Raw genomic sequence first — 19,761 nt, 5'->3', positions numbered from 1 at the left:
TGCTCAAACCGCGCTTTCCTGGATTCCTGAGCCGTCCTGGCGGGCGGCGGCGAGGCGCACCGCGTCCAGGATCTTTTCGTAACCGGTGCAGCGGCAGAGGTTGCCGGAGAGCGCCTCGCGGATGTCCGCGTCGGACGGCGAGGGGTTGCGCTCCAGCATCTCGTCCGCGGCGACCAGCAGACCGGGGGTGCAGAATCCGCACTGCACGGCACCGGCGTCGATGAACGCCTGCTGGATCGGGGAGAGTTCGCCCGCCTCGCCGGCCCGGCCGTCGGACGGCCTGGCCTGCCAGCGCTTGGCGGCGTCGACGCTGGTGCCGCACGCCTTGGTGCCGCAGGCGCCGCCCGGGTGCTCGGCGGTGCGGTGCTGGGCGTAGTCGGCGAGGCCCTCGACCGTGACGACCTCGCGGCCCTCGACCTGGCCGGCCGCGACCAGACAGGCGCAGACCGGGACGCCGTCGAGGCGGACCGTGCAGGAGCCGCACTCGCCCTGCTCGCAGGCGTTCTTGGAGCCGGGCAGCCCCATGCGCTCGCGCAGGACGTACAGCAGGGACTCGCCCTCCCAGACGTCGTCGGCCTCGTGCTTACGGCCATTGACCGTGAAATTGACGCGCATGGTCACGCAGCTCCTTCCAGCGTCGTACGGGCGTCTGTGCGGTACTGCTCCCAGGTCCAGCCGAGCGTGCGGCGGGCCATGATGCCGACCGCGTGGCGGCGGTACTGGGCGGTGCCGCGGACGTCGTCGATGGGGTTGCAGGCACCCGAGGCGAGGGTGGCGAACTGCTTGGCGATCGACGGCGTGATGATCTTGCCGCTGTCCCAGAAGCCGCCCTCCTCCAGCGCGGCGTTCAGGAACTCCTCGGCGGCGCGGGCCCGCAGCGGGGTCGGGGCGGCGGAGCCGATGCCGGTCTTCACCGTCTGGGTCCCGGGGTGCAGGGCGATGCCGAAGGCGCACACCGCGATGACCATCGCGTTGCGGGTGCCGACCTTGGAGAACTGCTGCGGGCCGTCCGCCTTCTTGATGTGCACGGCCTTGATCAGCTCGTCGGGCTCCAGGCAGTTGCGCTTGACGCCGGTGTAGAACTCCTCGACCGGGATCAGCCGGGTGCCGCGTACGGACTCGGCCTCGACCTCGGCGCCCGCGGCGAGCAGTGCCGGGTGCGAGTCGCCGGCCGGGGAGGCGGCGCCGAGATTGCCGCCGACGGATCCGCGGTTGCGGATCTGGGGCGATCCCACAGTGTGGGACGCGAGCGCGAGTCCGGGAAGTTCGGCGCGCAGGTGGTCCATGATCTGGGTGTACGGAACGGAGGCGCCGAGAATCACGTTGTCCTGGCCCACCTCCCACTCCCGCAGCTCACCGATGCGGTTCAGGTCCAGAAGGTACTCGGGACGGCGGTGGTCGAAGTTGATCTCGACCATGACATCGGTGCCACCCGCGATGGGGACAGCGGTGGGGTGCTCGGCCTTGGCGGCGAGCGCCTCCTCCCAGCTGGCGGGGCGAAGGAAGTCCATGAGTGGCTCTCTCTTCGTGTTCGGGGGCGACTGTTCAGTTGCAGCCACCACGGGACTTTCGGCCCTTGCTCAAGAGCGCTTCGGCTCTTGCTTAACGTCTTGTTCACGTGGTGGTGGCCCCAGTACACAAGCCGGGGGAAGTCCGGTGCAGTCACCGAAACCATGAAGGAGTTGGCTGGTCGCCCGTCGCGTCTTGTAGATTCGAACGAAAGGCGGGGAACAGCTACCTCTCCGCAATTCACAGTTTTCACCGGCCACACGGCCCCCGGCCGGTCGGCCGGGACCCACGGAAGAGAATGGCGGCGACACGACGATGCGGCTGCGCGCCCTGCTGGAAACCGATGCGCTCGGCCTGCGCCTGCTGGGCGGCGAGGACGAACTGGACCGTACGGTGCGCGGCGTCATGACCACCGACCTGCGCGACCCGAGCCGCTACCTCTCCGGCGGCGAACTGGTCCTGACCGGGCTCGCCTGGCGGCACACCCCCGAGGACTCGGAGCCGTTCGTACGGATCCTGGCCGCGGCCGGTGTGGTCGGCCTGGCGGCCGGCGAGGCGGAGCTGGGCAGTGTCCCCGAGGACCTGGTCGAGGCCTGTCTGCGGCACCGGCTGCCGCTGTTCTCGGTCACCGAGTCCGTCGCCTTCGCGACCATCACCGAGCACGTGGTGCGCCAGGTGTCGGGCGAGCGGGCCGGGGACCTGGCGGCGGTCGTCGACCGGCACCGGCGGCTGATGACCTCGGGCCCGACGGGCGGCGGCCCGGAGGTCGTCCTGGACCTGCTCACCTCCGACCTGGACCTGCACGCCTGGGTACTCTCCCCGGTGGGCCGCCAGGTCGCGGGCTCGGACACCCCGCTGCCGTCCGGCGTGGGCCCCGCGCTGGCCGCCGAGCACCTGGCGGCCAGCCGCACCGGCCGGCGCGGCCCGCACCGGGTGGCGCTCGGCGGGACCACGTACTCGCTCTTCCCGATCCGGGCCGTGAGCCGGGGCGGCGAGGACGCCCTCGCCGGTACGGCCGCCGCCCGTGACGTGCGGGAGAACGTGCTGTCGGACTGGCTGCTGGCCGTGGAGGCCGACGCGGGCGACTGGCCGGCCGCCCGCCTCGACCTGCTCCAGGGCGTCACCCAGCTGATCGCCGTGGAGCGCGACCGCCGCGACGCGGCCCGCACGGTGCGGCGCAGGCTCGCCCAGGAGGTGCTGGAGCTGGTCCAGTCGGGCGCCGCGCCCTCCGAGATCGCCGCACGGCTGCGGGTGGCGGCCCCGGTGCTGCTGCCCGGCCTGGGCGCGGCCCCGCACTGGCAGGTGGTGGTGGCGCGCGTCGAGTGGGACGGCGGGCAGGTGGAGAGCGGTCCGGCGGCGCAGGCGCTGCTGGAGGAGATCCTGGTGGATCCCACGGTGCCGGCCGACTCGATGGCCGCCGCCGCCGAGCCCGCCGACCGGATCGCGGTCGCGCACAGCGGCGAGGAGGCCATCGCGCTGGTGCCGCTGCCCGCGGTCGCCGCCGACCAGCCGGAGGAGGGCGGCAGCCCGGGGCTGCACGCGGAGACGCTGCTGGCCGCCGTGCAGGCGCCGCTGTCCGGGGGCCTGTCGGACGACGGGCGGCTCACCCTGGGGGTCAGCGCCCCGGTGCACTCCGCGGAGGGGCTGCGCGGCGCCCTGGAGGAGGCGCGGCACGCCCGCCGGGTGGCCGCGGCGCGTCCGGGCCGGGTGGCCGCCGCCGGGCACCACGAGCTGGCCTCGCACGTGCTGCTGCTGCCGTTCGTCCCGGACGACGTGCGGCGCGCCTTCACCGCGCGGCTGCTGGACCCGCTGCGGGACTACGACCGGCGCCACCGCGCGGAGCTCATTCCGACGCTGGAGGCCTTCCTCGACAGCGACGGTTCGTGGACCCGCTGCGCGGCCCGGCTGCACCTGCACGTCAACACACTGCGCTACCGCGTCGGCCGCATCGAACAGCTGACGGGCCGTGACCTCTCGCGGCTGGAAGACAAATTGGACTTCTTCCTGGCCCTGCGCATGAGCTGACGCCCGCGCGCCGTTCGAGCGACGGCCCCCGACCGCCAAGCGGGGGCCGTGCTTTGTGAAAAAATTCACTCGGACTCTTGGCCCGATGGTCATTTCGTGCTGTGATGCGCCCACGACCGCACGTCCCACCGACGTTCAACCCGGCGTTCCACGGACGTCCCACCGGTCGCACTTCACAGCTCAATGGCGCGCTCGGGGAGGGCAATGTGGCGGACACCGCCATGTCGGATTCCGGTTCGGGGACAGGGGAGCTCGGTACGGGGGCCTTCGAGGGGGGAGGCGGACCGCTCCAGACGGCCGTGTGGCGGCTGCGCTCCCGCGGGTGCTGGGCGGACGCGGCGGCCCTGCTGGAAGCCCGCCCCGGCGCGGGTGCCGCGCTCCAGCGGGCGGCCCTGCTGGTCGAACGGTGCCTGTTCACCGAACAGGGCTGGCCGGAGGCCGAGGAGGCGCTGCGCGGCGCCGAGGCCCTCGCCAAGGAGGACGACGAACGGGGCGGCGCCGCCTGCGAGCGGGGGCACCTGGCGTACGCCTCGACGGTGCTGGGCGTACGGGACCGGGCGGACGAGGCACGCTCCGCGCTGGGCCGGGCGGCGGCGCTGCTGCACCCCGACTCCGCGAACCGGCCGCTGCTGGACTTCCGCCGGGGGCTGATCGCCGAGCACCTCTCCGACTCGCCCCAGTCGGCGCGGGCCGCGTACCGCCGGGCGCACGAGGGGGCCGCCGCGCACCGCAAGCCGCTGCTGCTCTCCTTCACCTGGCGCCACCTTGCCGGACTCGCCCTGCGCGAGGGGGAGTTGGCGGAGGCCAGGCACGGCTTCGCGGAGTCCCTGCGGATAAGGGAGGAGCTGGGCTACCTGGTCGGCACCGCGCCCGCGCTCGCCGCCCTGGCCGACGCCGAGCCGGAACCGGAGGCCACCCGGCTGCGGGCGGAGGCCTCCCGCCTCTTCCACCTGCTGGACGGCGTCCCCACCTGGCTGGCGAGCCAGCTCTCCCCGCCGGCCGCGGCGGTCTGAGCGACCGGCCGGGGGCGGTCGGGGCGGAACGACCGGCCCCGGCGGCCCGAGCGGGCGGCCGGGGCCGTCCTGGCGGGCCGCCCCGCTACCGGGCGCCCGCGAAGTGTTCCCGTACGAGTGATTCCACCACCGGCAGGTCCTGGGCGATCAGGGCCTCCAGGAGGGCCAGGTGCTCCGCCGCGTCGGCGACCAGGTCCGCCCGGCGTGCGGCGGCGATGCCCAGCGGCGGCCACTGCGCCCGCCGGTGCAGATCGGCCGCGACGGCGACCAGCTGGGCGTTGCCGGAAAGGGCGAGTACCGCGCCGTGGAAGGCCCGGTCCGCGTCCGCGTAGGCCGCCAGGTCGCCGCCGGCCGCAGCGGCGGTGGCCGCCTCCGCGAGCGGGCGCAGCGCGCACCACCGCTCGGGCGCGACGGTCCGGGCCAGTTCCAGCATGGTGGGCACCTCGATCAGCGCCCGTACGGCCGCCAGGTCCGCGAGGTCGGACTCGGCCCGCTCGGTGACCCGGAAGCCCCGGTTGGGGACCACCTCCACCGCGCCCTCCAGGACGAGCTGCTGCATGGCCTCGCGGACCGGGGTGGCCGACACCCCGAAGCGCGCGCCCAGCGCCGGGCCCGAGTGGACCTCGCCGGGGGCCAGCTCCCCGCTGACCAGGGCGGCGCGCAGGGCGTCCAGGATCTGCCCGCGCACCGAGTGCCGCACCACCCTCGGGGCCGTCCTGCGGACCGCCTCCTCGCCGTGGGTGTGCTCGCCGCGGGCGGCGCCGTACCGGCCCTCACCGCCCCGCTGCACGGGGACGCGTTCGGCCGTGTGCGGATGCCCCTGCGGGGTGCTCCCTCGGGGCTGCTCCACCTGGTCCACCTCCGTTGTGCGGGCTTATGTCCCTGTGCAGCCTAGGTGGACCGGGCATGATCCGCCGAACAGGCCCCGTACGGCGGTATCCCGCAGTTCAAACCCGCCGTTGATCGGGTAAGGTAAGCCTTACCTGCACACGCCCCGTGATTCGATTCGGTGGTCCCCTGCATGACCGTCCCCGCCCTGCTCCCCTCCGGCGCCGCGCGCCCCGCCGCCTCCTCCGCCGTGGCGGACTCCTACGCGCGCCTCACCGAGGTCTTCCCGAGTCTGGTCGTGCGGGAGCTGACGGACACGGAGAGCGCCCCGCGCGGCGGCGGCTGGGTCGGCGCGGACGAACTGGCGGCCGGCGGCGCCGCCCTGGAGGCCTTCCTCGACTGGGACGACGCCCAGGTGCTGCGCGACTACGGGCGGCGGGCCCGGCCCGACGTGATCGCCAGCTTCGGCCTGCACCGGTACGCCTGGCCCGCCTGCCTGCTGGTGACGATCCCCTGGTTCCTGCACCGCAGGGTGCCGCGCGTGCCGGTCGCGGACGTCGCGTTCCAGCGGGTGCTGGGCCGGATGACCGTACGGGTGGAGAGCTTCGCGTGCCTGCCGGGCGACCCGGCGGCGGCGCTGCCCGGCGCCCGGGTGGTGGCCGACGAGGAGGCGCTGCGCCAGGAGGTGCGGGACGCGGTGGCCGAGCACCTGGAGCCGGTGCTGGCGGGCTTCGGTCCGCGGATGCGGCGGCGCTCGCACGCGCTCTGGGGCATGGCCACGGACGAGATCGTCGAGGGCCTGTGGTACGTGGCGCACCTGCTGGGCGAGGAGCGGCGGGCCATGGCGGAGCTCGAACTCCTGCTGCCCGGCGCGACGGCCCCGTACCGCGCCGCCGCGGGCTTCCGTGAGCTGACCGGTCCGCAGGGCGAGAAGCTGCCCACCCGGGACCGCGCGGCCTGCTGTCTCTTCTACACCCTGCGCCCCGACGACACCTGCGTCACCTGCCCCCGGACCTGCGACGCGGACCGGGTGCGGAAGCTGCTCGACGAGGCCGTAACCTCCGGCTGATCGCCACGCCACCCGTGCGGGTGGCGATATTCGAACTCAACTCGCCCCGTTGGCGCGGAAGTTCGAGATTTTGCCACCTATCCGCATGGTGCGGAGTCCCGATGGCGTTCTCTTGCCCCGAATCCCCTTGTGCGTCTCACCCGGTGGGCCAATATGTCGCCGAAACGCACTGAGCGCGATCCGCGGTCCGCCGCGTGCGCTGACGCAAAGGGACTCCGCAATGAGAATGACCGACATATCGCTGGACTGGCTGCTTCCTGGCGTCGTGATGATCGCGGGTGTCCTGGCGGCGGTCGCAGTCGTCGCACGCGGCAGGCGGTCGGGCGAGAAGGCCGCCAAGTCCCAGGACGATTCCTGGGAGCGCAGCGAGGAGCGGCGCAGAAGGAAGGAGGCCTTCTACGGAAGTGCTTCCTACGTCCTGCTGTTCTGCTGTGCCGCGGTCGCCGCCGCCCTCTCCTTCCACGGACTGGTCGGTTTCGGACAGCAGAACCTGAATCTGTCCGGCGGCTGGGAGTACCTGGTCCCGTTCGGGCTGGACGGGGCGGCCATGTTCTGCTCCGTGCTCGCGGTGCGGGAGGCCAGCCACGGCGACGCGGCGCTCGGCTCCAGGCTCCTGGTGTGGACGTTCGCCGGGGCCGCCGCCTGGTTCAACTGGGTGCACGCGCCGAGGGGGTTCGGGCACGCGGGTGCCCCGCACTTTTTCGCCGGGATGTCGCTCTCGGCGGCGGTGCTCTTCGACCGGGCCCTCAAGCAGACCCGCCGCGCGGCGCTGCGTGAGCAGGGCCTCGTACCCCGTCCGCTGCCGCAGATCCGGATCGTCCGGTGGCTCCGGGCGCCCAGGGAGACCTTCGGGGCCTGGTCGCTGATGCTGCTGGAGGGCGTACGGACGCTCGACGAGGCGGTGGACGAAGTGCGCGAGGACCGGCGCCAGAAGGAGCAGAACCGTCTCCGCAGGCGGGAGCACGAGAAGCTGGAGCGGGCGCAGCTGAAGGCCATCAACCGCCAGCACCGCGCCTGGGGGCGCAACCGCAACGGCCGTCAGGTCGACGTGCAGTCGCTGGGTTCCGCCGGATCGGGCTCCGCGCCGCATGCCGTCGCGGAGCCCGCCATAGCGGAACCCGGACAACTGCCGCTTCGCTCCCGGCCCTCCCTCCAGGCCGTTAGGGGCGCTGGGAACAAGGGAGTCGAGACGAGAACGGTCGACCTGACCGCCGAGGACGACACCCAGGCGCTGCCCAGGCTCGACTCGCTGGAACAGAAGCTCAAGGACCTTGAGCAGCAGTTCGGCTAGGCACTCCGTGACGGGAGGCCCCGGCCCGGACGGTCCCCCGGCCGTCCCGGCCCCGGCTCGTTCCGTCGTGCCCGGCCGCGTCGTACGCGGTCGCAGCCGCCGGGTGTTCCCGGCGACGGCCACGCGGGGCCGGACCGGTCATGTACCGGTCCGGCCCCCGTCGAGTTCGAACCACACCACTTTGCCGGGATCCCGTCCCTGCATGCGTACTCCCCAGGCGTCGGCGAGCGCCTGCACCAGGAGCAGTCCCCGGCCGTGCGTCCGCTCGTCGCAGTCCGCGAGCAGCGGCTCCGGGAGACGGTCCTGACAGTCGCTCACCTCCACCCGCAGCACCGTCCGGTGCAGCGTCGCGGTCACTTCCGCGTCGCTCTCGGTGTGGATGAGCGCATTGGTCACCAGTTCGCTGGTGAGCAGTTCCGCGACGTCCGCGCAGCCCGGGCGTCCCCAGTGCCGCAGCAGGTCGCGCAGCGCGCGCCGCACTTCGGGTACGGCGGTCAGGTCCGACCGCCCCAGCCGACAGTGCAGGCCAGTTTCTTTCCTGCCCGTCGCTCCCCCCTCATTCGTACCGACCGCCCTTCCCTCAACGGTTCCGGTGCGGCCCGGCCTCGTGTCCCCCGACAACGAGGTTCCGAATGCGACCGGCCCCGTTCCGCTCGGATGCTGTCTGGTCATATCCCCCACCCGTGACCCGGTTCGGCCCTTTCTCCTCGAACACCTTCACGGAATGGATTCCCCGCACGCGAGACGACACTCATGTCCGGTAGGGACGGCGTATGGACCTGACGGCACGTTTGGCCCCATCGCCCGATGCGGGTCTGACGCGGCGGGCGTACGGCATGCGGGGCGCGAAGTGGACGTGGGGAGTCCCGTCCGCCGGTCCCCGCGCCGGGCCCGGACCGGGCGCGGGGCGCGGAGAACCGGTGTTCCCGCCGGTCAGGAGCGCTCAGGGACGCGGTACGTTCCGCAGGTTGGAGCGGGCCATCTGGACCATCCGCCCCACCCCTCCCTCCAGCACGATCTTGCTCGCGGACAGGGCGAATCCGGTCACCATGTCGGCCTTGATGCGGGGCGGGATGGAGAGCGCGTTGGGGTCGGTGACCACGTCCACGAGCGCCGGTCCCTTGTGCTTGAAGGCGTCCTTGAGCGCCCCGGCGAGGTCCTTGGGCTTCTCCACCCGCACTCCGTGGGCCCCGGCGGCGCGGGCGATGGCCGCGTAGTCGGTGGGGTGGTGGCTGGTTCCGTACGAGGGCATGCCGTCGACGAGCATCTCCAGTTCGACCATGCCGAGCGAGGAGTTGTTGAAGACGACGACCTTCACCGGCAGGTCGTACTGCACCAGGGTGAGGAAGTCGCCCATCAGCATCGAGAAGCCGCCGTCGCCGGACATCGAGACGACCTGCCGGGAGCGGTCGGTGAACTGGGCGCCGATGGCCTGCGGGAGCGCGTTGGCCATCGAGCCGTGCGAGAAGGAGCCGATGACGCGGCGTTTGCCATTGGGGGTGAGGTAGCGGGCCGCCCAGACGTTGCACATGCCGGTGTCCACGGTGAACACCGCGTCGTCGTCGGCGAGTTCGTCCAGGACGGAGGCCACGTACTCGGGGTGGATCGGGGTGTGCTTCTCGACCTTGCGGGTGTACGCCTTGATCACGCCCTCCAGCGCGTCGGCGTGCTTCTTCAGCATCTTGTCGAGGAACCTGCGGTCGCTCTTGGCCCGCACCCGGGGCGTCAGACAGCGCAGCGTCTCGCGCACGTCGCCCCAGATCGCCAGGTCCAGCTTGGTGCGCCGGCCCAGGTGTTCGGGCCGCACGTCGATCTGCACGGTGCGGACGTCACCGGGCAGGAAGTCGGTGTACGGGAAGTCGGTGCCCAGCAGGATCAGCAGATCGCACTCGTGGGTGGCCTCGTAGGCGGCGCCGTAGCCGAGCAGTCCGCTCATGCCGACGTCGTACGGGTTGTCGTACTGGATCCACTCCTTGCCGCGCAGCGCGTGGCCGACCGGGGACTTGATCCGCTCGGCGAACTCCATCACCTCGGCGTGCGCACCGGCGGTGCCGGCCCCGCAGAAGAGGGTGACCCGGTCGGCGTCGTCGATGAGCTGCGCCAGCCTGGCGACCTCCGCCTCGCCCGGCCGCACCGCGGGGCGGGAGGTGGCGAGGGTGAGTTCGCCGCCGGCCTCGGGGACCTGCTCGCCGGCCACGTCGCCGGGCAGGGTGACGACGCCGACGCCGCTGAGGCCGACCGCGTGCTGGATGGCGGTCTGCAGGACGCGCGGCATCTGCCGGGCGCTGGAGATCAGCTCGCTGTAGTGGCTGCACTCCTGGAACAGCTGTTGCGGGTGGGTCTCCTGGAAGAAGGTGGTGCCGATCTCGCCGGACGGGATGTGCGAGGCCAGTGCGAGCACCGGGGCGGCCGAGCGGTGGGCGTCGTACAGCCCGTTGATCAGGTGCAGGTTGCCGGGGCCGCAGGAACCCGCGCAGGCGGCGAGCTTCCCGGTGACCTGGGCCTCGGCGCCCGCGGCGAACGCGGCGGTCTCCTCGTGCTTGACCTGGATCCATTCGAGCGAACCGTTGCGCCGGATCGCGTCGACGACGGGGTTCAGACTGTCCCCGACCACTCCGTACAGACGCCGTACACCCGCCTGGACGAGCGTGTCGACGAAGAGTTCCGCCACCTTCTGCTTGGCCATGGCCGGGTCACACCTCTCGGGACGACAATCACACCAGTGTCTCCCGACTCTCCCATAAACCTGGGAATATGCACTTAAAGCTCCCAGGCTGCCACCGCCGTCCTGTCGTCCGCGTACCCCTTGGCACGCAGGGTCACGTCCGCGAGGAACGCCGTGAGCCCCGGCGGGTCCTGTCCGGCCCACCGGGCGGCCAGTTCGTCGGCGAGGGCGCTCTCGCCGCGCAGCGGCTCCGCGAGGCCCGCGCTGCACAGCAGCAGCGTGTCACCCGATCGGGCCACCGAGGCCCGGAACCGGAAGAGCGATCCCGGCGGAACGGTGTCCACGTGCGGGGAGGGCGGCGTGGTGATGCCGAGGTCCATGGTGAGGCGGTCGCCCTGCGCGCTCTCCTCGGGCTCGTCGCCCGCTTCGGCCGCTGCTCCCCCGCCGTCCGGCGCGGTGCTGTCCGCCGGTACGGCGCCGAAGCCGACCACCGGGGCCCCGGCGACCGCGTCGGGGCGCGGCTCCGGCGGTTCGATGTCCTGCCAGACCCCGTCGCGGAGCCGCAGCAGCCCGCCCTCGCCCACCCCGAAGAAGATCCGGGTGCGGCAGTCCGGGTCGGCCGACAGCAGCAGGCAGCGCAGGCCCGCGGTGTACTCGCCCGCCTCCACGCCGAGTTCGGCGGCGCGGGCGCGGAGCTTGCCGAAGGCCCGGTCGGTGAGCCGGTGCAGCCCCGACTTCAGGTCGCCGCGGCGGCCCGCCCTGATGTCCTCGGCGAGCCGGGAGTGGCTGCGGCCCACCGCGCCCGCGATCCACCGGCAGGCGTCGGCGGCGGCGAGGTGGGCCCCCTCGGTGGCGCGGGCGCCGCTGGCGACGGCGACCAGCACCAGGCCCTGCGCCCCGTCGCCGAACCGGGCGGTGAGCAGGGCGTCGCGCCGGGGCTCGCCCCGGTAGCGCGCCGAGTCGCCGCGCACGGAGGCCGCGCGCAGGGTGTACGAGCCGTACCGGGCGCCGTCCAGCACGGTGTCGGGCACGAGTCCGCCGAGGTCGGCCGGGTCGGCGGCGGCGAGGGCGGTGGGCTCGGCGTCGTAGGTGGGCGGCCCGTCGCCGACGTGGGCGCTGGCCGGACGCGGCGTCAGCACCACGGCGGGCTCGGTGGCCTGCGGAGCCTTCCACTCCGCGGTACGGGTCCGCTCGCGCGGCGGTGGTGCGGGGCGCGCGGGTCCGGCCGGCGCGGTCTGCTGCTGCTCCGCGTCCGGCGGCGCGGCCGGTGCGGGTGGCGGGGGCTGTACGGGTGGTGCGGTGGGTGCGGGCGGCGGGGGCTGCGCTTCGCCACCTGCCGCGCCCTCGTCCCAGGCCGGGAAGGAGGTGGGCAGCGGGGGCACGTCCCGGAGGTGCGCCTCCGTGCGGGTCTCCGTGCGGTTCTCCGCGCGGGTCTCCGTGCGGCCGGAAGGCTGTGCGGGCCCGGTGGCGGCGTCGGTGGGGGCGGGGGCTGTCCCGGTCGGCTCTCCGCCTTCGGTACGGGTGGCGGGCTCGGACGAGCCGTTGGGCACGGCGGGCTCGGTGGGCACGGCCGGGTCGGTGGGCACTGCTGGGCCGGTGGGCCCGCCGCGCTCGGTGGACTCCGTATGCGGGGCGCGCTCCGTGCGCGCGGAGGGCTCCGTGCGCTCGGTCGGCTCGTCCCAGAGGCGGCGGGTGCGTCGGCCGCCGCCCGCGCGGGGACCGGGGACGCCCGGCGGACCGGGCGGGGCGGGCGGCGGCGCGGACCACTCGGCCGTCCGCTCGGCGGCGAGGTCCGCCGCGTCCTGCGCGCCCTCGGCGGCACCACCGGAGGCCGGCCCGGGAACCCGATCGGACCGGTCGTCCGGAAGCTCACCCCGAGGAGCACCGGCCGCATCGGCGGCGGGACCGGCCGGCTCCCGCTCCGACGGTGTGCCCGGCGCGGTCCCTGACGGCCCGCTCGGCCCGGCCGGGGCGTCGCCGCCCCGGCCTGCTCCGGTCCTGCGACGGGGGGTCGGCAGCCAGGAGTCCCACTGCCGGGTCGTCGTCCGGGAGGGCTCGCCCGTCTCCGCGCGGGGGTCCGGGCGCGCCTCCGCACGGGGGTCCTGCCGGGGCTCGGAGCGCGGCGGCGCGGAAGGCGGTTCCGTACGAGGTCCCGTGCGCGGGTCCGGGGCGAAGGCGGGGGGCGGCGACTCGGGAACCGGCGGCTCCCACGGCGCGGGCGAGTACTCCCCCCGCGAACCCTCCGCACCGGACGGCGACACCGACGTCGCGCCGGTGCCCGACTCCCAATTGCCGTTCAGGTCAACGGACTTCGTCGCGTCGGGAGCCGCTGTCGTGTCCCAGGCCGCGTCACGCGCGGTGTTCCACGCGGAGTCGCGGGGGGTGTTCCAGGCCGAGTCCTCGTCCGCTCCCCCGGCCGCGTCACGGCCCTGGTCCGGTGCCGGGGCCGGGTACGGATCCGGGGCGGGGGCCTGGTCCGGGTCCGGGTCAGGAGTCCGGTCCGCGTTCCACGGGTTCAGCGCGGCGTCCCAGACGGGGTCGCGCTCCAGATCACGGTCCGGGTCGCGGCCGGGGTCACCCGCCGCGCCGTCGTCCCCGGCCGGGTCCCGTGCGGGCTCGCGATCCGGTTCGACGGACCCGGCGCGGCTCGCGTCCCAGGCCCGGCCCCGGTCCGCGCTCCGGGGTGCGTCGGGGCCCGTGGACCAGGTGTCTCCGGTCGCGTCCCAAGCGGCCGGGCCCTGCCCCGTGTCCCACACCGGAAAGGTGTCGGGGGCGGGCGGCGGCGGGGGTAGCTCCGGTTCCGTGAAAGGGACTTCGTAAGCGGCGGGGCCACCGGCCGGGTCGGCGGCCGGGTGCGTCGCGGGGTCCCGGGGCAACCGCGCGTCGCGCTTCGAAGGCGCCGACGGGGTCGAGTCGAAGTGGTCGTCCAAGGTCTTGCCCGAAGGTTCCGGGCCCGTGTCCGGGGTGGACTCGTCGTACAGCCGGTCCCACCAGTCGTCCTCGGCGTCTTGGCGCCGGTCCCCCTGCTGACTCATGCCCCTATTGTCCACCGCTGGTGCGATTCGGAAACGGGGCAGGAACGAAAAAGTGGTCCGCCGGACAGCCCCACCCCCCACGGGAAGGACGTCCGGCGGACCGTTTCGTGGCCGGCGTAGGCCTTCGTACGGCTTGCCGTCGGGCTAGCGCACGTCGTACGCCCGGACCACGAGCTGAGTGACGGAATTGCCCTGGGCGTCCGTCAGTTCGGTTTTCAGCGTGACCTGCTTGCCGGTGGCGCCGGCGTGGTCGACGGTCGCCGCCCAACTCCCGCCGGAGACGGCCGTCCTGGCGTCCGTCCAGGTCTTGCCCTCGTCGTAGGAGTACGACAGCTTGGCGGACTTGATCGCACCCGGGGTGTAGCCCGCGTGGCCCGTGGCGGTCAGGCCGATCTTCTGGCCGTTCTGCGCGGGGAGGGTCTTCAGGCCGTCCTCCGGGAGCGCGTAGCTCGGGAAGAGGACCGGGAGCGGGGTGGACTCGGCGTTCTCGTCGAGCTGCGAGGCGAACCGCCAGTCGGTGGTGATGGCGGTCGAGCGCTGCCAGTCCTTGGCGTGCCCGCCGATCTTGGTGATGCTCTGGGTGAGTTCGTACGCGCCGCGCTCGGCCGGGACCTGGAAGGCGCCCTTCGGCCAGCCGGTCTCACCGATGACCTTGCCGTCGCGCTTGAGCACCAGCGAGCCGATGTCGCCGAAGCTGCCCGGCATCGCCCAGTGCTCGCGGTCGCCCCACATGGCGTTCTCGAACCCGATCCAGTTGCCCTGGCGTTCGGCGACCAGTACCGGCTCGCCCTTCTCGTCGCGCGGGGCGGTGGGGGCGACGACGCCGCCGTACCAGCTCTCGGTGAGGCGCTGACCGGCCCGGTACTTCCGCTCGGGCGCGACCATCAGCTCGCCGAACGGGAAGCTGCTGCCGACGTAGCGGCCCCAGTCGGAACCGTCGGCGGTGTACAGCTCGGTGCGGGCGCCGGGGACGGGCACCGGGTCGGTGTACAGGGAGGCGAAGATGCGGTTGCCGCTCGGGCGCAGTGCGGAGACCGAGTCGATGAAGTCCCCGCGCACGCCCATCGCCCGGTAGTCGGACTGGACGGCGGCCAGCTTGCGGTCCGAAGTGACGTAGGTGCGGGCCGACTTGAGGGGCCCCTGCTCCTGGAAGCCGAGGTTGTAGACGTACGGGCTGCGTGCGGTGCCCTGCCAGTCCAGGGTGACCTTGCCCCGGGTGAGCCGGGCCTTGAGGTCCTTGGCCTCGACGGCCGGGACGGCGAGGACCGGCACGGCGGCGGCGCCGTATCCGGCACTCGGGTACCAGGTGCCCGCGGACGGGCGGTGGGCCAGGACCGCGACGGCGCCCTCGGTGCGGGCGTTCTGCGCGACCGCGCCGAGGTAGTTGTCGTCGTCGGGTGCTTCGACGAGCGCGATGCCGCCCTTGACGCCGGCGGCCTTCAGCTCTGCCGGGGTGCCCTTGCCCGCGTCGACGAGCGGGGTGGTGCCGCTGCCGTCGAGGTTGGTGGAGCCGACGGTTCCGGCCACCGCGTGCAGGTCGGGGCCGCCGGTCACCCTGAAGCGGTTCAGCAGCGGGGCGTAGGCCCGCCAGTAGCTGCCGAACTCGAAGTCGCCGTCCTCGGCGCGGCCCTGGACGTCGGCGTAGAAGTCGGCGACGGCCCGGCCCGCGTTGACGGTGCCCGAGTGGATCCAGGTGTTCTTCCAGGACCGCTCGAAGGCGAGGGTGGTGTTGCGGGTCTCGATCGGGCGGTCGGTGCGGATGGCGAGCTTGTGCGCCTTGCGGGCGTCGAGGACGACGGTGGTGTCCTTCTTCAGCTCCAGCTGCGGCTGCGCCAGGTAGCTGAGCGACCGGTAGGCCTGGCCGGTGGCGTCGCCCGCGTCGGGGGTGGTGACGTAGGCGGAGAGGAAGTAGGCGCCGGGGCGGACCTCGTAGCGCTGTTCCGCGCTGCCGTTGTTGGGGCGGCTCACGCCGGTGTCGTCGTCGGTGCCGATGACGTCGAGGGTGCTCGCGCCGTCGGCGGGCCTGCCGTCGCGGTCGATCACCTTGACGCGCAGCGTGACGGTCTCGGGCTGGACGTACAGCGAGAACGGGGTGGAGACGGTGGTGCTGCCGCCTGCCGTGGCCAGGACGCGGCCGGTGACGTCGCCGTACTGGGCGCGGTCGAGCCGGGCCGCGGGGTCGAGGGTCAGCGGCACGTTGACGGTGGCGCCGGCCGGGACGGTGACGCGGCTCTTGCCGAGCTGCGCGACCTTGGCGCGGATGCGGGAGCCGTCGTTGCCGGTGGGCTGCTGGACCTTGAGGTCCAGGGTGACCGGCTTGTCCGAGGTGTTGGTGTACGGCAGGTCGACGGTGGTGCGGTCGCTGCTGTGCTGGGGCCAGTCGAAGGTGCCGCCCTGCACGGCGGGCGCGCCGGTGACCCGGGCGTCGACGGCGGCCTTCACGTCGAGCCGTCCGCCGCCGGTCTCCCGCACGTCGCCGGGGACCTGCTTGGCCGCGGACACCAGTGCCGCCTTGACCTGCTGCGCGGTCCAGTCGGGGTGGGCCTGCTTGACCACGGCCGCCGCGCCCGCGACGTGCGGCGTCGCCATCGACGTACCGGACATGGAGCGGTACGCCTGGTTGCCGCGGCCTCCTGCCGAGGCGGCCGAGATGGCCACGCCGGGGGCGGCGATCTCCGGCTTGAGGGTGTGGCTGCCGACGGTCGGGCCGCGGCTGGAGAACTGGGCGGTGCTGTCGTCGCGGTCGACGGCGCCGACGGTGAGCACGCCGGGGGCGCAGCCGGGCGAGGAGACGGAGTTCATCCGCGGGCCCAGGTTGCCGGCCGCGACCACGAACAGCGTCTGCTTGCTCTTGGCGAGTTCCTCGGCGGCCGTGCTCATCGGGTCGGTGCAGTCGGTGGGCTCCTGGCTGCCCAGGCTCATGGAGACGACGTCGGCCTTCTGGTCGACGGCCCACTGCATGCCCGCGATGATCCAGGACTCGGCGCCGGAGCCGCCGTCGTTGAGGACCTTGCCGTTGAGGAGCTGGGTGCCGGGGGCGACGCCCTTCTTCTTGCCGCCGCTCGCCGCGCCGGAGCCGCCGACGGTGGAGCTGGTGTGGGTGCCGTGGCCCTGGACGTCGCCGGTGTCGGCGGAGTCGGTGAAGTTCTGGGCGGCGACGATCCGGCCCTTGAGGTCGGGGTGCTCCGCGTCGGCTCCGGTGTCGAGGACGGCGACCTTGGTGCCCTTGCCGTCGTACCCGGCGGCCCATGCGGCGGGCGCGTTGACCTGCTTCGTCGATCTGTCCAGGTGTGCGGTGACCTTGCGGTCCAGCCACAGCTTGCCGAGGTCGGCGGCGGCGCGCGAACGGGGGTTGCCGATGTCGGCCCAGAAGTCGGCGGCCTTCGCCTTGTCCGCCTTGAGGGCGACCCCGCCGACCGGCGCGAGGACCGGGCCGCGGGTGGCGGCGCGCGGGGTGGCGGGCAGCGCGCGGGCGACGTTCACGGACTTGTCATAAACCGCGATCAGCGGCAGCGTCCCGGTCCGCGCGTCGTCGTAGCCCTGCCGGATCAGGCCGGTGACGTTGAAGAGCTCCCGGTCGACGCGGCCGGCCGCGAGGGCCTTGGACGCGGAGTCGGGGAAGACGTAGAGGTCGGGCTTGCCGCCCTTGCCGACGCTGGAGGTACGGGTCTGCAGGAACGGCACCGTGCCGTCCGCGCCGGGCAGCGCGGTGGCCGTGTCGGGGCCCGAACCCCCTTGCCGTACTTGCACCTTGTCGCCGGTGACCAGGGTGACGACGAAGGACCTCGGCTGCTTTCCGCGGGCCTTCTCGCTGCCGGTGACCGGTTGCCGTGCGGCGGACGGGTCCGTGGGCACTGGCGCCGCCACGGACGGGGTGACCGCGGTGGCGGCGAGGACGGCGGCGGTGGCCGCCCCCAGTGCCGTACGCGATATGCGCGATCTCGGACGCATGCTGCTCCCCAAGTGTGATCGGACCACGGGTTGGTGGCCGGTGGCGACACAGTGGCAGAGGGGCGGGTGGTGCGGGGATGATGTTCTGAGGCGGGTTTGTGCCGTGGCTCTTTCCCGCCATCAGGGGGCTCCGAGTGGGGCTGTGCGATCGGCCGTGTGCGGTCCTGGGTGCGGGAGGGTGTGGGCTTGAGGTGCTGGGTGCGATAGGGCTGGACGAGACGCAGGAGGCGGCCTACCGGACGCTCGTCGCGGTCGGGGCGGCCGAGGTGTCCGACCTGGCACACCGGCTGTCCGCCGACGAGGCGGACACGGAGCGGGCGCTGCGGCGGCTGGAGCGGCAGGGCCTGGCCGCGCAGTCCTCCTCCGGTACGGCGCGCTGGGTGGCGGCCCCGCCCGGGGTGGCGCTGGGTGCGCTGCTCACCCAGCAGCGGCACGAACTGGAGCAGGCGGAACTGGCGGCGGTGCTGCTGGCGGAGGAGTACCGGGCGGAGGCGTCCGAGCCCGCGGTGCACGACCTGGTGGAGGTCGTGACGGGGGCCAGCGCGGTCGCGCACCGGTTCGCGCAGCTCCAGCTGGGTGCGACGGAGGAGGTGTGCGCGCTGGTCACCGGGCAGCCGGTGGCGGTCACCGGCCTGGACAACGTGGCCGAGGAGCGGGCGGCGTCGCGCGGGGTGCAGTACCGGGTGGTGCTGGAGCGGGAGGTGCTGACGCTGCCGCGCGGTGTGGTGGAGCTGACGGCGGCACTGGGGCGGGACGAACAGGTCCGGGTGGTGGACCGGGTGCCGACCAAACTGGTGGTGGCCGACCGGACGCTGGCGATGGTCCCGCTGACCGGCCGGGACGCGGAGCCGGCGGCGCTGGTGGTGCACGCGAGCGGGCTGCTGGAGTCGCTGATGGGGCTGTTCGAGGCGGTCTGGCGGGAGGCGCTGCCGGTCCGGCTGGGGGAATCGGCGGGCCGCTTCGTGGCGGAGGGCGACGCCCCGGACAGCACCGACCTGCGGATTCTCTCGCTGCTGCTGGCCGGCCTGACGGACGCGAGCGTGGCGAAACAGCTGGAGCTTGGACTGCGGACGGTGCAGCGCAGGGTGAAGCGGCTGATGGAGGTGGCGGGGGTGAGTACGCGGATGCAGCTGGGGTGGCACGCGTACGAGCGGGGATGGGTGGCGCGGTAGCGGTGGGGGCGGTCCGGGAGGGGGCGAGGAGAGGGGTACGAGAGCACCGCTCTCGCACTTGATCGGCGCCTCGAATCGTATGCACCGCTCTCGCTCCTGATCGGCACCCCGAGCCGTGTGCACCGCTCTCGCACCTGATCGGTGCACCCAGCTGCGCGCACCGCTCTCTCACTACACCGCCAGTCCCCCCGCGTCCGCACCCACGCCCGCCGCCGGGTTCAGTGCCGCGCGCAGTTCGGCCGCCTCCCGGTCCAGGTGCTGGAGCAGGGCCATCAGTGCCGGGGTGCGGATGCGGGAGGCCGCTTCCGTGGTGCCGACCGTGCGTCCCACCGAGGGGAGTTCGACCGGCAGCGCCACCAGGCGGTCGTCGTCGCGCAGGACGAGTTCCGGCAGGGCGGCCACCATGTCCGTCGACAGCAGCAGTGCCCGCATCGTCAGGATGGATGTGCATTCCACCCGGTTCGCGGGCAGAGCCAGCCCCTGGGTCTCGAAGACGGCCGCCAGTTCCTGGCGGAGCGCGGTCTGTTCGAGCGGCAGGATCCACGGGTGGCCGACGGTGTCGGCGAGGGTGGTCGCCGGGCCCCGGAGCAGCGGGTGGCCGGTGCGGACCGCGAGCCGGATGGGTTCGCGGTACAGGGCCCGTTGGCGGACCCTGCCGGGCTCGGCCGCGGGCCCCACCCGGCCGACGATGACGTCCAGTTCGCCGGTGAGCAGCGCGGGGTGCAGCAGGTCGAAGGTCCCTTCGCGGACGACGACGGTCAGTTGCGGACGCTCCGCCTTGAGCCGGGCGACCGCGCGCGGCAGCAGCAGGTTGGCGCCGGCCAGCAGGGTGCCGACGGTGACGGTGCCCGCCTGGCCCTCCCGCAGTCCGGTGAGGTGGTCGCCGGCCCGGCGGACCTCGGCGATGACGGCGCGGGCGTGGCCGATCAGCGCCTCCCCGTAGACCGTGGGGCGCATTCCGCGCGGCTCCCGGTGGAAGAGCGCCACGTCCGCGAGTTTCTCCAGCTCGCGCAGGGTGCGGGTGGCCGCGGGCTGGGTCAGGTGGAGCGATTCGGCGGCCCTGACCACACTGCCGTGCTCGGCGATGGCGGCGAGCAGGGTCAGATGCCGGAATTTGAGCCGTCCGTCGAGCAGGTCCATCGCTACAACTCCTTGCGCGAGCTGGCCGTATACCGAAGCGGGTATGGCGGATGCCGGTTCCGG

13 protein-coding genes are annotated in these 19,761 nt (G+C 73.6%); 5 read left to right on the top strand and 8 right to left on the bottom strand.

Translation table 11 applies throughout. The features are described from left to right. Nucleotides 1–3 precede the first annotated feature (3 nt). The gene (locus ACFYVL_RS14920; RefSeq protein WP_389244585.1) at nucleotides 4–615 is read right to left on the bottom strand and encodes a (2Fe-2S)-binding protein; all 612 of its coding nucleotides are present in this window, start codon (nucleotides 613–615) and stop codon (nucleotides 4–6) included. Nucleotides 616–617: 2 nt separating this feature from the next. Beyond that, a complete protein-coding gene (locus tag ACFYVL_RS14915) occupies nucleotides 618–1,511 on the bottom strand; it encodes an FAD binding domain-containing protein (protein WP_389244583.1) in 894 nt (297 codons plus the stop codon). A 313-nt stretch (nucleotides 1,512–1,824) separates the two neighbouring features. On the opposite strand from ACFYVL_RS14915, the gene ACFYVL_RS14910 reads away from it, so the two are divergent. Both ACFYVL_RS14910 and ACFYVL_RS14905 read left to right on the top strand, forming a co-directional pair. Beyond that, entirely contained in the window at nucleotides 1,825–3,534 is a 1,710-nt protein-coding gene (locus tag ACFYVL_RS14910) for a PucR family transcriptional regulator (protein ID WP_389244581.1), read from the top strand. A 206-nt stretch (nucleotides 3,535–3,740) separates the two neighbouring features. After that, the gene (locus ACFYVL_RS14905; RefSeq protein WP_389244579.1) at nucleotides 3,741–4,547 is read left to right on the top strand and encodes a hypothetical protein; all 807 of its coding nucleotides are present in this window, start codon (nucleotides 3,741–3,743) and stop codon (nucleotides 4,545–4,547) included. An 85-nt stretch (nucleotides 4,548–4,632) separates the two neighbouring features. Here the strand turns inward: ACFYVL_RS14905 and ACFYVL_RS14900 are convergent, their stop codons facing one another. Next, the gene (locus tag ACFYVL_RS14900) at nucleotides 4,633–5,406 is read right to left on the bottom strand and encodes a GntR family transcriptional regulator (RefSeq protein WP_389244577.1); all 774 of its coding nucleotides are present in this window, start codon (nucleotides 5,404–5,406) and stop codon (nucleotides 4,633–4,635) included. Between the two features lie 162 nt (nucleotides 5,407–5,568). On the opposite strand from ACFYVL_RS14900, the gene ACFYVL_RS14895 reads away from it, so the two are divergent. Together ACFYVL_RS14895 and ACFYVL_RS14890 are read left to right on the top strand one after the other, a co-directional pair. Continuing rightward, nucleotides 5,569–6,444 (top strand): (2Fe-2S)-binding protein, encoded by an 876-nt coding sequence (locus ACFYVL_RS14895; protein ID WP_389244575.1) that lies wholly within the window; start codon nucleotides 5,569–5,571, stop codon nucleotides 6,442–6,444. A gap of 220 nt (nucleotides 6,445–6,664) precedes the next feature. Further along, nucleotides 6,665–7,735 carry a DUF2637 domain-containing protein gene (locus ACFYVL_RS14890; RefSeq protein ID WP_389244573.1) on the top strand — a complete coding sequence of 357 codons (1,071 nt, stop codon included), beginning with the start codon at nucleotides 6,665–6,667 and terminating at the stop codon, nucleotides 7,733–7,735. Between the two features lie 138 nt (nucleotides 7,736–7,873). Here ACFYVL_RS14890 and ACFYVL_RS14885 read toward each other — a convergent pair whose 3' ends face one another. The 4 genes from ACFYVL_RS14885 to ACFYVL_RS14870 all read right to left on the bottom strand — a co-directional run bounded on the left by ACFYVL_RS14885 (nucleotide 7,874) and on the right by ACFYVL_RS14870 (nucleotide 17,386). Then, entirely contained in the window at nucleotides 7,874–8,407 is a 534-nt protein-coding gene (locus ACFYVL_RS14885) for an ATP-binding protein (protein WP_389244571.1), read from the bottom strand. 271 nt (nucleotides 8,408–8,678) lie between these two features. Next, on the bottom strand, nucleotides 8,679–10,421 hold the full coding sequence (locus ACFYVL_RS14880) for a pyruvate dehydrogenase (RefSeq protein WP_389244569.1): 1,743 nt from the start codon (nucleotides 10,419–10,421) through the stop codon (nucleotides 8,679–8,681). Nucleotides 10,422–10,495: 74 nt separating this feature from the next. Beyond that, nucleotides 10,496–13,435, bottom strand: coding sequence for a protein phosphatase 2C domain-containing protein (locus ACFYVL_RS14875; protein ID WP_389244567.1), 2,940 nt, complete (start codon nucleotides 13,433–13,435; stop codon nucleotides 10,496–10,498). A gap of 144 nt (nucleotides 13,436–13,579) precedes the next feature. Then, entirely contained in the window at nucleotides 13,580–17,386 is a 3,807-nt protein-coding gene (locus tag ACFYVL_RS14870; RefSeq protein WP_389244565.1) for a S8 family serine peptidase, read from the bottom strand. A 191-nt stretch (nucleotides 17,387–17,577) separates the two neighbouring features. On the opposite strand from ACFYVL_RS14870, the gene ACFYVL_RS14865 reads away from it, so the two are divergent. After that, nucleotides 17,578–18,558, top strand: coding sequence for a helix-turn-helix domain-containing protein (locus tag ACFYVL_RS14865; protein WP_389244563.1), 981 nt, complete (start codon nucleotides 17,578–17,580; stop codon nucleotides 18,556–18,558). Between the two features lie 171 nt (nucleotides 18,559–18,729). Here ACFYVL_RS14865 and ACFYVL_RS14860 read toward each other — a convergent pair whose 3' ends face one another. Continuing rightward, on the bottom strand, nucleotides 18,730–19,698 hold the full coding sequence (locus ACFYVL_RS14860) for a LysR substrate-binding domain-containing protein (protein ID WP_389244561.1): 969 nt from the start codon (nucleotides 19,696–19,698) through the stop codon (nucleotides 18,730–18,732). Nucleotides 19,699–19,761 lie beyond the last annotated feature (63 nt).

Origin of the sequence: Streptomyces sp. NPDC004111, from assembly GCF_042874215.1 — a bacterium.
Lineage (GTDB): Bacteria > Actinomycetota > Actinomycetes > Streptomycetales > Streptomycetaceae > Streptomyces.
The sequence above is the reverse complement of the archived record's forward strand: the minus strand, read 5'-3'. Positions and strand labels throughout refer to the sequence as shown.

Coding starts and splice junctions, on each gene's coding strand:
- ACFYVL_RS14880 (WP_389244569.1), bottom strand. CDS start 10,421: ATGGCCAAGCAGAAGGTGGCGGAACTCTTCGTCGACACGCTCGTCCAG.
- ACFYVL_RS14890 (WP_389244573.1), top strand. CDS start 6,665: ATGAGAATGACCGACATATCGCTGGACTGGCTGCTTCCTGGCGTCGTG.
- ACFYVL_RS14885 (WP_389244571.1), bottom strand. CDS start 8,407: ATGACCAGACAGCATCCGAGCGGAACGGGGCCGGTCGCATTCGGAACC.
- ACFYVL_RS14870 (WP_389244565.1), bottom strand. CDS start 17,386: ATGCGTCCGAGATCGCGCATATCGCGTACGGCACTGGGGGCGGCCACC.
- ACFYVL_RS14875 (WP_389244567.1), bottom strand. CDS start 13,435: ATGAGTCAGCAGGGGGACCGGCGCCAAGACGCCGAGGACGACTGGTGG.
- ACFYVL_RS14860 (WP_389244561.1), bottom strand. CDS start 19,698: ATGGACCTGCTCGACGGACGGCTCAAATTCCGGCATCTGACCCTGCTC.
- ACFYVL_RS14910 (WP_389244581.1), top strand. CDS start 1,825: ATGCGGCTGCGCGCCCTGCTGGAAACCGATGCGCTCGGCCTGCGCCTG.
- ACFYVL_RS14915 (WP_389244583.1), bottom strand. CDS start 1,511: ATGGACTTCCTTCGCCCCGCCAGCTGGGAGGAGGCGCTCGCCGCCAAG.
- ACFYVL_RS14895 (WP_389244575.1), top strand. CDS start 5,569: ATGACCGTCCCCGCCCTGCTCCCCTCCGGCGCCGCGCGCCCCGCCGCC.
- ACFYVL_RS14920 (WP_389244585.1), bottom strand. CDS start 615: ATGCGCGTCAATTTCACGGTCAATGGCCGTAAGCACGAGGCCGACGAC.